This is a genomic window from Bacillus sp. B1-WWTP-T-0.5-Post-4, assembly GCF_009183795.1.
GTDB classification, from domain to species: Bacteria; Bacillota; Bacilli; order Bacillales; family Bacillaceae_G; genus Bacillus_A; species Bacillus_A cereus.
This window is the reverse complement of record NZ_WEIJ01000005.1, coordinates 111,317-124,424: the sequence shown is the minus strand read 5'-3', so window position 1 is coordinate 124,424 and position 13,108 is coordinate 111,317. Positions and strand designations below refer to the sequence as shown.

Below are 13,108 nucleotides of genomic sequence, written 5' to 3'. Positions count from 1 at the left end.
TCAAGTGCGTGACAACGTATAGTTGCGATTCTATTCTCTTGTATGTGAATAAAATTATATCAGCGATTTTCAGGATATATCAACTTACCGACAAAAATTAATACGATGAGATGGAGCTATCCCAAAATTTTGTTCGAAACAACTCCATCTTATATGCAAATTAAAAGAAATCATAAATAAACGGCTTGCGCACTGGTACTACATTCTCAAATGCCCGTATTTCCTCTTCGCTTCCGCTAATTAATTCTAATTCATTTAGTTCTAATGGGCGTTTGTATCCAAGCAGTATTGTAGATAGTGCATTTATATCTAGCTTGATCCCTTTATCCATTGGTTCTTCTATAATTGCTATTTCATAATTTGCAAGTCTCACCGATACATTATTCCACAGTGCAAATGAATCTGTAATATGTAAAATGACTTCTTGTTGTACATTGTTCCAGTTTAACTCATACTGTTTTAAGAACTGCTCTACATCTACAATTCTTCCCATAAAATATGGTTTTATTTCTGTTTTCACACGTGGTTCTTGCAATGTATATAACAACTGTTCGTTTTCACTTACTTTCATTTCAAGCTCTTTAATCATAGAATCATGCTGGCAAATAAAATTCCATAGACCATTTCGTGCTTCATTATGCAGTGGTACAAATTCTTCTACTGTCATTTTATAGTTTTCTATTTTGTATAACATGTAACCTGCTGCCTTTTTATTTTCATCATAGTAAATCGCTAATGTTAAATCATCATAAACCGCTTGTAACCACCAGTTCTTCTCTCGAACTAACATACATGAAAAACGTTCTGCAAATGCTTCATAGAGCTTCTCGACTTCTTTTGGATGATTTTCTTTATTAAAACGTTTCACAGTACCATTTACTTGTTTTTTCATCACTAAATCGCTCTTACTTATATGACATTTGAGTAGATTCGCACAAAGTTCCCAGCCGTATTTACGGTAAAATGAAACAGCAAATGGGTGTAACATAGAGACTGTATAGCCATCTTTTTTCATTCTTTGAAGTGAATGTTGAAGTAGCTCTTTTACATACCCACTTCTTCTGTACTCTGGATACGTCGCTACTCCTGCAACGCCACCCATTTTAAATTTTTCTTTACCTATGTAAATATGAAACGGGATGAGGTGTAGTTTTGCAGCTAAGTCTTTCCCTTCCATAATGCCGTATATTTCATGACTTTCCTTCATTTTTGTAAGTTGCTGCTGTAATCGTTCCTCATCTACTTTATATTGAAAAGCGTATTCTGATAAACGTAATGCTTCTCTGAATTTATCTTCTTTTAATTGTATGACATTCATATAATTCTCCTCCATTCCCTTTTTGAATTGTATCATAATTCTAACTATTATAGTTCGGTAAGTGAAATTACAAGGACGTTTTAACAAAAAAGCAGATACATCACGTATCTGCTTTCCACCCTTTTTATTTAGCTAACTTTTGAAGTTCGTCAAAGAATGTAGGATATGATACACCTACTGCTTCTGCATCTTCAATAATTGTTTTTCCTTCTGCTAGGCAGCCAGCAATTGCAAGCATCATTCCGATACGGTGATCACCATAACTATTTACTGTATTGCCTTTTAGAGCTGATTTTCCGTAAATGATCATACCGTCATCAGTTGCTTCTATTCGAGCTCCTAGTTTCGTTAACTCAGCAACTACTGTATCAATACGGTTTGTTTCTTTTACTTTTAATTCGTGTGCATCTTTAATTACTGTAATTCCTTCTGCTTGCGTTGCCGCTAATGCGATTACAGGAATCTCATCGATTAGTCTAGGGATAATATCTCCGCCAATTTCAATTCCTTTTAATGAAGATGTTTCGATTGTAATATTTGCAGCTGGTTCTGATGCCCCTTCGTTAATTAGGTCTACAGTGAACGTAGCACCCATTTTTTCTAAAACATCAATAATACCTGTACGGGTTGGATTCATTCCTACATTTTGTAATACTAGTTTACTATTTGGGATGATTGCACCTGCTACTAAGAAAAATGCTGCTGATGATACGTCACCGGGCACTTGAATGTCTGTTGCTGTTAATTTTTGTCCACCTGACAGCTTCACTGTTTTCCCTTCGCGAGTTACTTTAACACCAAATGCTTCGAGCATTCTTTCCGTATGGTCGCGTGAAATATGTGGTTCTGTAACAGCTGTTACACCTTCTGCACGAAGACCTGCAAGTAAAATAGCTGACTTTACTTGTGCACTTGCAACAGGAGAAATATATTCAATTGCTTTTAAATCTCCGCCACGTATTGTTAACGGTGTAAATGTTCCTTCTTCTCGGCCGTCTATGTTTGCGCCCATTTGTTTTAATGGGTTTGTTACACGCTTCATCGGTCTTTTTGCGATAGATTCATCACCTTGTACGCAAGAGAAAAATGGTGTGTTAGCTAATATACCTGACATTAATCGGATTGTTGTACCAGAATTACCAACATCTAATACAGCTTTTGGTTCTTGTAAACCTTCTAATCCTTTACCAACTACAGTAACCTCATCACCGTTTTGCGTAATTTCTACTCCCATTTCTTTAAAACATGAAATCGTACTTAAACAGTCTGCACCGGGCAAGAAACCTTTAATTGTTGTTTTCCCTTCTGCAATAGAACCGAACATAACAGCACGGTGTGAAATGGATTTATCACCTGGGATTGTAATATTGCCATTCAATCCGTTATTAACAGGTTGTATTGTTCTTTCTTTCACGTTTTTCACCTTCTCATTTAAATTGTTTCATAAGTTTGGTATTCTTCTTCTCCAAGCGCTAGTTTTGCTTTCATACGATCTTCTTCCCTTTGGAAGCTAATACGTAATACCCCAAGCAGTCCTTCACGCGCTTCTAATATTTGCAAGTTCGTAATACTAATTTCCTCGCGCGCCAAAATACTCGTAATATGAGCCAATGCCCCCACCTTATCTAATACATCGACGTATAAGTCGTGATAGGCAGGAATTGCCCCTCTCTTTCTTACTGGTAAAGAATCACGGTATTCTTTCGCATCTGCAAAATAGTTTTGAATCTCGCATGCATCTCCGGTAGAAACTGTTTTATATAAATCTTCCATTTCAGAGATCCACTCTTTTAATAATACCATTAAATGCTCACGATTTTGCTTTACAATATCACTCCACATTTTCGGACTACTAGATGCGATACGTGTAATGTCTTTAAACCCTCCAGCAGCTAGCTGATGAATGAGCGGATTATCTCCTGCATGTTTCTCTACTTGCTTCACTAAACCTGCTGCGATAAGGTGCGGGAAATGACTAACGATTCCTGTTACATAATCATGTTCTTCTGTATTTAAAACAAGGAAATGTGATCCCGTTCCTTTTAACCAATCTTTTAACTCTTCCACATGTTCATTTGGCACATGATGCATCGGTGTTAAAATGTAAAATGCATTTTCAAATAAATGCGCTTTTGCACTTTCAACTCCCGTTTTATGAGAACCTGCCATTGGATGTCCACCAATGAAAGATACTTCCTTTGAAAATAAAGTTTCTGCTTCATTCATAATCGTGCCTTTTGTACTACCAACATCAGTCACTATAACATCTTCTCGTAAACGGAATGACGCAAGTTTGTGTAATAGCTTCTTTGTTTCTTCAACTGGAGAAGCAAAAACAATTAAATGTGCCTCTTCACATGCATGCTGTAAATCAACTGCTATTTCATCTACTACGTGTAATTCTTTTGCACGCTCTACTTGTTCTTGAAATATATCATAACCTGTTATCGTTACATTGTGCTCTTTCTTAATTGCTAATGCGAGAGAGCCTCCGATTAAACCAGTTCCAATTAATACTACCTTTTTACGCATTTTCCTCATCTCGAGACTTTCTTTTTTTATTTTCAAAGTGTTGTTGTAACACTGAAATCACCCCTTCATTTTGCTCCCTTGTTCCGACTGTAATACGGATACCATTCGGGAACGGACGAATAATAAATCCTGCATGTGCACAAGCTTCATAAATCTCTCCAGCATTCTCAACTGGCAAGAAGATGAAATTTGTTTGCGATGGATAAAATGGAATATCATTTTCCCTACAAAAGCTCTCGTATTGTTGTAATCCTTCTGTATTCACACGAACTATTTCTTCAATAAACTCGTCATCACCAAAAGCAATCGTCGCTGCTTTTTGCGCTAATGAAGATACGTTAAATGGCAAACGAACGACATTTAATTTTTCGATTAATTCTTCCTGTCCAACCGCATATCCAACGCGGAAAGAAGCTAATCCGTACGCTTTAGAAAATGTTCTAAGTACAAGAATATTTTTATGTTTTTCTAAAAGCGGTAATGTCTCTGGGAAATCTTTTGCTGTTACGTATTCATAGTACGCTTCATCAATGACAATTAACGTATTTTCACTAATACCTTCAATGAATTGAGTCAATTTTCGGTCATTCACATATGTGCCTGTTGGATTGTTCGGGTTACAAATCCATACAATTTTTGTATCGTTATCTACTACTGAAGAAATTTCTTCTAAGTCGTATACACCGTTATTTAACGCAACTTCCTTCACTTCGCAACCTTCTATAATGGCATGATGACGATACTGTGGGAATGTTGCACCTGTTGTTACAATGTTATCTCCCGCTCGTAATACGGCGCGGCTTATTATTTGAATGATTTCATCTAAACCACTACCACAAAGTACTTGTTCCATTTTCACATGTAACTTATCTGCGATTGTTTGACGGAGCGTTGTAGCACCTCCGTCAGGATATAAAGCATGTTCCAACCACGATTTTTGCAACTCATCTAAAACACGTGGCGAACAGCCGAATGGATTTTCATTCGATGCTAATTTCACAAACGAATGATCTCCGTACACTTCTTTCATTTGTTCTGGTGATTTACCTGGTTTATATGGTTGTAATGATGATAGTTGATCTTTTACTTGCACGTTAAACCCACCTTTTTATTAAAATTCTTTTGCGTAGTTATTGTGTTGCATAATGTTTTGTTTTAATAATTCCATACGATCTTTTCCGAATTGTTCGACTAGTGCATCTGCAAGTTCCCATGCCACAACAGATTCAGCTACTACACCCGCCGCTGGTACTGCGCAACTATCAGATCTTTCAATACTCGCTTGGAATGCTTCTTTCGTATCAATATCAACGCTTGCTAACGGTTTGTATAAAGTAGGAATTGGCTTCATCACGCCTCTTACGATAATTGGCATACCTGTTGTCATACCGCCTTCTAAACCGCCGGCATTATTCGTTCTTCTCGTGTATCCTTTTTCTTCATCCCACAGAATTTCATCATGCACTTTGCTTCCTGGTTGTCGTGCCGCTTCAAAACCTACGCCGATTTCAGCACCTTTAAATGCATTTATACTCATAATTGCACCAGCAAGTTTTGCATCTAATTTACGATCGTAATGGACGTAACTACCGACGCCAATCGGCATACCTTCTACAATGACTTCCACAATACCACCGATTGAATCTCCACTACTTTTTGCGTTGTCAATCGCATTCATCATTTCTTGCTCTACTTCTTTATCTAAACATCGAACTGGTGAGTTTTCAGTAATTGTTTGAATTTCTTCAATCGATAAGTTTGAAATATGTTTTGCTTTTACTCCACCAATTTCAAGAACATGTCCTGCAATTTCCACGCCTAATTCGCTTAAAATTTGTTTTGCAACTGCACCAGCAGCTACACGAACTGTCGTTTCTCTTGCAGATGACCGCTCTAATACGTTTCTTATATCACGATGACCATATTTAATTGCTCCATTTAAATCTGCATGTCCGGGACGTGGTTTTGTAATTGTACGTTTCATGTCTTTACTTTCTTTTTCCGAAATTGGCTCTGCACCCATTACTTTCGTCCAATGTTTGAAATCATCATTTTTTACAATTAACGTAATCGGTGATCCAAGTGTCATCCCGTGACGAACACCACTTACAATTTCAACTGTATCTGTTTCAATTTGCATACGTCTTCCGCGTCCATGACCTTTTTGTCTTCTTAATAATTCTTTATTAATATGTTCCGCCGTAAGTGTCAAACCTGCTGGTACACCTTCTAAAATAACTGTTAACTGCGGTCCATGTGATTCTCCAGCTGTAATGTATCTCATTTCTCTTGCCCCTTTACTATTTTTTTGTACAAAAAAGTCCCTACTGAGCGCTCAGTAGGGACGATGTTTATCGCGGTACCACCCTAGTTGTAGACTTCTTTCGTCTACCTCTCTTCTTCTTTAACGATCGTTTGACCGTCTTACCCTCCAAAAGTTGTCGGGAAAGATGCTCCAAGGCTGTAATTCATGCTTACCTTTGTACTGATTCACACCGACCATCAGCTCTCTTTAACAGTGAGATAAGCACTACTGTTTCCTCTTCAACGCATATATGATATGGAATTAAGATAATTTATTTTTGAAACCTTTTAACTCATCCATGAATCTATGGAATTCTGGAATGTCCATTTGTTGTGCAGAATCTGATAATGCAACTGCTGGATCTGGATGAACTTCAGCCATTACTGCATCTGCGCCAATTGCAAGTGCCGCTTTCGCTGTTGGTAATAATAAATCTCTGCGTCCAGTTGAATGTGTTACATCAACGATAACTGGTAAATGTGTTTCTTTCTTTAAAATTGGTACTGCAGAAATGTCTAATGTGTTACGTGTTGCTCTTTCGTATGTGCGGATACCGCGCTCACAAAGAATAATTTGATCGTTACCTTGCGCAATGATGTATTCCGCTGCGTTAATGAACTCATCAATTGTTGCTGCTAATCCACGTTTTAATAATACTGGTTTGTTAACTTTACCTACAGCTCGTAATAAATCGAAGTTTTGCATGTTACGTGCACCAACTTGAATTACATCAACGTAGTCTAATGCCATTTCAACATCGTTCGGATTTAAAATTTCACTAATAATTGCTAAGTCAAACTCGTCTGCTACTTGACGTAAAATTTGAAGTCCTTCTACTCCCAAACCTTGGAAATCATATGGAGAAGTTCTCGGTTTGAATGCACCACCGCGCATTAATTTTAAGCCTTGGTCTTTCATCGCTTGCCCTACTTGACGAACTTGTTCTAAACTTTCTACTGCACAAGGTCCCATGATGAACGTTTGTGTTCCGTTTCCAATCAATTCACCTTTTACATCAACGATTGTATTTTCTTGTTTCTTTTTACGTGATACTAGTAACGCTTTACGGTTATCATCTTCTTGTAACTCTAAGCTTGCTTTGAAAATCGTTTTGAAAATATGTTGAACTGTTGATGTTTCGAATGGTCCTTCGTTATGCTCTGCAATCATATCAAGTACTTCACGCTCACGTACTGGATCAAAGCGTTTCGTACCTTGTACTTGCTTTTGCTCTCCAATTTTTTGAACAATTTCACCACGTTTGTTTAAAAGGTGTAATAGTTGTAAGTTAATTTCATCTACCTGTTTACGTAATTGATCTAATTCATGATTTGCCATTTGGAAATCCTCCTCTAATGTTTTAAAAGTATAGTAAGAGAATAAAAAATTCTCTATTTTCTGAACTGACTAATTATACAAATTCATAGTGGAATCGATACCTCTTCTTATTTTAAACTGATAATTCTTACAAAGACATGAACTACTAGTTAAAAACCCACTTTTTTGTACAAAAAAGCCCTACTGATCCAATCAGTAGGGACGATATTTATCGCGGTACCACCCTAGTTGTAGACTTCTTTCGTCTACCTCTCTTCATTGTTAACGATCATCTGACCGTCTTTCCCTTCATAAAGACAATACTATCTTTACTACGAAAAAGATGCTCCAGGACTGTAATTCGCTCTTGTTTATGTACTGGTTTGCACCAACCACCAGCTCTCTGTTACAGGGAAACAACAACTACTGCTTTTCCTTTCAATGCATGACTATTTAATTTTCAAGTTGAACCACTAAAATACAAAAAGTCCCTACTGAATAAATCAGTAGGGACGATATTTATCGCGGTACCACCCTAGTTGTAGACTAACTTTCCGTCTACCTCTCTTCACTGTTAACGATCAATTGACCGCTTTTTCCTCATAAAGACAAACTATCTTTATTACGAAAAAGATGCTCCAAGACTGTAATTCATGATTATCCCTGTACTGGTTCACACCAACCACCAGCTCTCTGTTACAGTAAGACTAACCACTACTGTGATCTCTTCATTGCACTTTGTTTATTCAAATGTTTTTGAAATTGAATAAGTATGATTCGTATTATAGAACGCTTTTCAAAACACTGTCAACAACTTTTTATATATTTTTTTAAATTCCACTTTCGTCCTATAATTCTTTTTGTAAATCACCCATTACAATTCCTATGCGAATTATTTCATTTTCTAGTAAATGTAAAACATATTCCTCTACTTCATACTGAACTAATAATTCTTTTATTTTTATGATTTCTTTTTCAAATAAAACGGCTTCGTGACATGTTTGTAGTAAAATAAAAAACACATTTGCAAATATTTCTTTATGCGCTTTCATACTTTCTTTTTTATGAAGCATTTCAATCAATAACTGCTTCATTTCCTCACCTGCACATTTACCATGTACACTTGAAAATGCACGAGACATAATACATAATCCTTTTTCTAATATTTCATCCATGTATAAAATAATACGTAAAAGCATTACATATTCTCTTGCAGTTATCTCACCCATTTTTGGTCGTTCTCGCAAAAATACACTGAGCCAAGCTGTCCAAAATTTTTGTTGTTCTTTTACACTTAATGTTTTGACGTAATAGCATAAAAACTGCATAAACTTAATTTTATTTTCTTCATTTTCTAGTATGAGTAACGGGTATAACCAATCTGTTTTTTGCTCCCAATATAGTACACATTTAATAAATACAAAGCTAAGCCATTTCAAGAAAGCTTCTCTCGTATGCGGATGTAATACTTCCAAATGTTCTATCGCATACTTAATAAATCGCTTCATTTCTGTAAATAAAGGTAGATTTATTTGCGTGTAACATAAGCCGGCCCATGCATATTCCGTAATCTCATTTTGTTTTTTTAAATCTAAGTATGGTAACAAATATTTTCGGCACCATTGTTTTTCAATATGATATAGGAATGTAATATCTGCTATTAAACGAGCAAACATAAAGTTTGTTCGTTCCGAATTAACTCTTACTTGTTCTTCAAATAAAAATAAATATTCATATACATTACGATCGTATAAATGATCATATGATAACAACTTTAATAATACAGCCGTCATTTTTCCAACTGGATGCTGAATTGATTCATTATAAAAATCTTGTTTCCCAAGCTTAAAGTCTGTATCACTCTTCATAACTTGAGGAAACACTGAAAAAGCAAATCGTTTTACAACACGTATACTATTCTCTTCTAACTCTTCTAGTCGATTACTAATTTCATATAGAAAACTACTAATTAACCAATGAAAAGCAGTATTTCTAACAAATTTCTGCAATAGCGGAATAATTTTTTGGATTTGCTCATTCGTCAATCCTCGATTATTTCGCCATTCTCTAATACAAACAAACCATACTTCATTACTTATTTCTTGCACTCCTACTAATTGGTATGCAAATGAAATACTCCACTCTGTGTTTAATTTACATGCTTTTGATAACATCTCTAAAAAATGGCGTTGTTCAAAAACACCATCTTGCGAAAATTGCTGAACTTGCTTCATAATTTCAACATCTTTCAGCTGCAATAATCCGTCAGCAGTTACATTACAAGTAATGCTTTCTGCTGTATCCTCTTTCTTTTGTACACTGTATCGTTCAGAATGAAAATGAGGATGCTTTTGCTTCATTAACTCATACCCATTTGCCGTAGATGGGCTATTCGAATCACACTTGAATAATAAGTCTAATACGAGACATGCATCAAATACCCTCTCTTCTGTAAGATGCTTTATTACAGTTCGAGTGACTTCTTCTTTTGTTTTTTCTAAACAATGTGCATAATGCCTTTTTAAAAGTTGAAAAACTTCGTGTTTATAAGTGAAATCTAAAAGAAGTCCTTCATGTAACAACCATTTCATTTTGTCATCTACACGAACAAAAATATTTTTATTCATCGCATCAATTGCAATTCGCTTTTGAAGTACACTATTTGCTTCTATCATTTCTGTAATATAATAATCCGCTTTTTTCTCATTGTTTTCGCATAAATAAGTTAGACACTCTTTTACAATTCGTATTAAAAATGCAAGGTCATTTTGATGAAACTCTTTCTCTACATTTTCCTTATTTCTTTTTTTCAGTGCCGTTTGTCTTAACGACAACATTCTCAATTTTTCTAATCCAATCATCATAATTGGAACAGCATAATAAGCGATATATGGCCTCATCTTTTCGTTCCAAATTTGCTCCACATGAGAAAATGTAGATACTGGTAAGCGACTCGATTCCTCGAGTTCTATTGATTCTTGCGTATCATTTCCCCATTTTCTTACACGTTTCAACTTCAGTTTTCCGTCTAAAATAAAAGTTAGTAACAATAAGGCAATTTCTTTATGCTCAGGAAAAGAACATTTTTGCAGTAACTTAGAAATCTTTTCTATAGAGCTACTATCTTTTTCAGCTGTTTCTAATAAAAGGAGTGTCCACCTTGCAAACAACAACGGGTCCATCTTACTCTTCGTTTCGTTTAAGTAGTTACAAATTGTTCTCCATAATAACGGTGATATTTTAGAATAGTTTTTATAAATTAATTGAAATAATTCTTTCTGATGACTAAAAAGAAATTGTTCCACTAACCATTCTGCAAGTAATTCATCTACTTCATTATAGTTTGGCGTAAGCATAAACAAATTTTGTAATTTACCTTCTGCTTCTAACCATTCGACCCATTCATAATCATGAGCAAATTCCACAAAGTAACGTACTGTTTCAATTTTTTTAATCGATTGCTTTATGTATGATAATTGTTCCTGTTCTACTGACGGGGGAACCGTTACAATATCCCGAATACGCATTCTTTTCGTAATATAATTATCACCCATTAATTCAGCCCAGCGTTTTACCGCTTTTACAAGGGATTGATGATTATTCACCTTATTCGGATACACAATTGGTCTTATCCCTAAATGTTCCCAGTGGTATGTATTTTCTCCTTGTGCGACAAAAGCAAATCGTCTTGTACTTGGTGGTAAACCAGTTGCTAAATATTTCATTACTGGGTCATTATGACTATATCCAACGAATAAAACGGTGTAATTTGAGAATAGATCAACTAAAAACCTTCTCGCCCACCCTTCCGTTAAGTAAGCCCTTCCAAAATCACCATCTGTTAAAATTAAAGCCTCTTTCTCCTGTTCTACATTACCATGTATGTAAGCAAGACCTTTAAAAGCTCTCCCAGTCGGTAAAGCTGGAGCGTAATAAACATTGATATCTCTATTTATTTCTTTAATTGCAGTTGTAAAATGTTGATCAAAATTTGTTGTTACAATGCGGATATCTGTATCTAAAGGAAATAACCTTGGAATTGCATAATGCAATGGATTCGGTTTTGATTTCTCTATATGAACGAGATCTCTTGCGACTTGATGTACATCTTTTGTTTTCGCAATTTTGCCAAGATAATAATCATGTGGCTCTGTTATTTCACGTTTTTCGACATATAACGTTTTTGCAATTTCATCAACTAAATCATCAAAATTCGGTAAGTTTGATTTCCCTTTCATAGAAACTCCCGCTCCAACAAATAACACTAACTTTCCTTGCTCAAGGTGATCAATTAACTCATCTGGAATTTCTACTTCTGAAGTAATCCACATCTTGGATTCCCCCTTACCTAAAAATGTCATACACTCTCATTTTACTATAACATTTTTTCATTGTTTTTATAATATTTAGACTAAATTCCGAACATGAAAAAGTTTTATGTAAATAAATCCGTTACAATGTATGAACTCCAGAATTTATTGAAAAACTATGTATAAATCGGAGGTGTAAATTTTGAATGATTTCACAGTAGTGCTTATCAAGTTTATATCGTGCATTATCGCATTTAGCATTGGGCTTGCTTTATTTTTCCCTGCAACGTTTGTTCAAATTATTTCATTCAGTCTCTTTGTTACAATCGTATCCTACATGTTCGTTGATAAAATTATTTTAAATCGAATTGGCAATACTGGTGCCATTATGTCGGATTTCTTATTAACATATTTAAGCGTATGGATTTTCGGTAATATTTTATTAGACAACTATATGCAAATTGCATGGGGCAGTATCCTTTCTGCCATCGTCTTCACTTTATCTGAAGTAATCGTTCATCGCTTCTCTAACTCTCATACAAGGCACAACAATGATAACATTCGTATTAATCGCCGCTTTGCATATGGTACAGAGTTTGCTGAAGAACAAAATATATTGGATAAAGATAAGAAAAAGTAACGTTTTAATGCAGGAGCGCCCTTTTTAATTATGTGGTGCTCCTTTTTTGTATTTTTTCATTATGGTACGTGAAATTATATAAGTGATTATTTCAAAATACCGAATTACTAACAATATTTGACGCTATTTTTTCTAATAAAAAACTGCCTCTTATTTAGAGGCAGCCACTTTTAAGTCTTTTACTGCAACAACATCCGCAAACGCTCCCAATACTGCGTTATGATGTTTCACAATATCTTCAGCACGTAACACTTCTGTATTAAATGTACTATGCGCATCACTCACTAACGTTACTTTATACCCTTCACTACATGCTCTGCGCGTTGTCGTATCTACACAATACTCTGTTTGCATTCCCGAAAGAATAACGTGTTCAATTCCTTTCTCTTGTAACACTTCGCTTAAGTTTGTATTATGGAATGAATCTGGAGTCGTCTTTTCAACTATATTATCTCCTTCTTGCGGAGCGATGGCCGCATGGATTCGCCATCCATCCGTACCTTTTTCTAACGGATGGTCTTTAGGACCGTTATGTTGGATATAAATAACTGGAATATCATTTGAACGACATTCCCTAATAAGCTCTTGCAATGTTTGTAAAAACTTTCCCCCATTATGTACTGGCATTCCAGCTGTATACATACCCGCTTGCACATCAATTACGATTAATGCTTTTTTCATTTCAC

The 13,108-nt window shown here is 35.4% G+C and carries 9 protein-coding genes and 3 other annotated features; of the genes, 1 reads left to right on the top strand and 8 read right to left on the bottom strand.

Features of this window, described 5'->3' with window-relative positions; genetic code table 11:
- Positions 1–160: 160 nt before the first annotated feature.
- The 7 genes from GBN91_RS17195 to GBN91_RS17165 all read right to left on the bottom strand — a co-directional run bounded on the left by GBN91_RS17195 (position 161) and on the right by GBN91_RS17165 (position 11,803).
- Entirely contained in the window at positions 161–1,318 is a 1,158-nt protein-coding gene (locus GBN91_RS17195) for a GNAT family N-acetyltransferase (RefSeq protein WP_140159155.1), read from the bottom strand.
- A gap of 124 nt (positions 1,319–1,442) precedes the next feature.
- Positions 1,443–2,732 carry a 3-phosphoshikimate 1-carboxyvinyltransferase gene (gene aroA, locus GBN91_RS17190; RefSeq protein ID WP_000664630.1) on the bottom strand — a complete coding sequence of 430 codons (1,290 nt, stop codon included), beginning with the start codon at positions 2,730–2,732 and terminating at the stop codon, positions 1,443–1,445.
- Positions 2,733–2,749: 17 nt separating this feature from the next.
- Complete coding sequence (tyrA, locus tag GBN91_RS17185) at positions 2,750–3,850, bottom strand: prephenate dehydrogenase (protein WP_152121850.1); 1,101 nt, start codon at positions 3,848–3,850, stop codon at positions 2,750–2,752.
- A complete protein-coding gene (hisC, locus tag GBN91_RS17180) occupies positions 3,843–4,943 on the bottom strand; it encodes a histidinol-phosphate transaminase (RefSeq protein ID WP_006928562.1) in 1,101 nt (366 codons plus the stop codon). The genes tyrA and hisC overlap by 8 nt, the downstream gene beginning before the upstream one ends.
- A gap of 18 nt (positions 4,944–4,961) precedes the next feature.
- A complete protein-coding gene (gene aroC / locus GBN91_RS17175; RefSeq protein WP_006928560.1) occupies positions 4,962–6,134 on the bottom strand; it encodes a chorismate synthase in 1,173 nt (390 codons plus the stop codon).
- Between the two features lie 53 nt (positions 6,135–6,187).
- Positions 6,188–6,407, bottom strand: a binding site (T-box leader).
- Positions 6,408–6,416: 9 nt separating this feature from the next.
- Entirely contained in the window at positions 6,417–7,493 is a 1,077-nt protein-coding gene (locus GBN91_RS17170) for a bifunctional 3-deoxy-7-phosphoheptulonate synthase/chorismate mutase (protein ID WP_001273575.1), read from the bottom strand.
- Positions 7,494–7,687: 194 nt separating this feature from the next.
- Positions 7,688–7,923: a binding site (T-box leader), on the bottom strand.
- A 54-nt stretch (positions 7,924–7,977) separates the two neighbouring features.
- Positions 7,978–8,213 (bottom strand) — a binding site (T-box leader).
- A 107-nt stretch (positions 8,214–8,320) separates the two neighbouring features.
- Positions 8,321–11,803 (bottom strand): DUF4020 domain-containing protein, encoded by a 3,483-nt coding sequence (locus tag GBN91_RS17165; RefSeq protein ID WP_016122709.1) that lies wholly within the window; start codon positions 11,801–11,803, stop codon positions 8,321–8,323.
- Between the two features lie 181 nt (positions 11,804–11,984).
- Here GBN91_RS17165 and GBN91_RS17160 point away from each other — a divergent pair, with 181 nt between their 5' ends.
- Positions 11,985–12,422 carry a YndM family protein gene (locus tag GBN91_RS17160; RefSeq protein WP_000997702.1) on the top strand — a complete coding sequence of 146 codons (438 nt, stop codon included), beginning with the start codon at positions 11,985–11,987 and terminating at the stop codon, positions 12,420–12,422.
- A gap of 150 nt (positions 12,423–12,572) precedes the next feature.
- On the opposite strand, the gene GBN91_RS17150 is transcribed toward GBN91_RS17160, so the two are convergent.
- On the bottom strand, positions 12,573–13,103 hold the full coding sequence (locus GBN91_RS17150; protein WP_000709539.1) for a cysteine hydrolase family protein: 531 nt from the start codon (positions 13,101–13,103) through the stop codon (positions 12,573–12,575).
- Positions 13,104–13,108: the final 5 nt, after the last annotated feature.

Bases quoted from the DNA above. Each gene is read 5' to 3' on its own strand.
- aroC (WP_006928560.1), bottom strand. From the start codon at position 6,134: ATGAGATACATTACAGCTGGAGAATCACATGGACCGCAGTTAACAGTT.
- GBN91_RS17150 (WP_000709539.1), bottom strand. From the start codon at position 13,103: ATGAAAAAAGCATTAATCGTAATTGATGTGCAAGCGGGTATGTATACA.
- GBN91_RS17165 (WP_016122709.1), bottom strand. From the start codon at position 11,803: ATGTGGATTACTTCAGAAGTAGAAATTCCAGATGAGTTAATTGATCAC.
- GBN91_RS17170 (WP_001273575.1), bottom strand. From the start codon at position 7,493: ATGGCAAATCATGAATTAGATCAATTACGTAAACAGGTAGATGAAATT.
- tyrA (WP_152121850.1), bottom strand. From the start codon at position 3,850: ATGCGTAAAAAGGTAGTATTAATTGGAACTGGTTTAATCGGAGGCTCT.
- GBN91_RS17195 (WP_140159155.1), bottom strand. From the start codon at position 1,318: ATGAATGTCATACAATTAAAAGAAGATAAATTCAGAGAAGCATTACGT.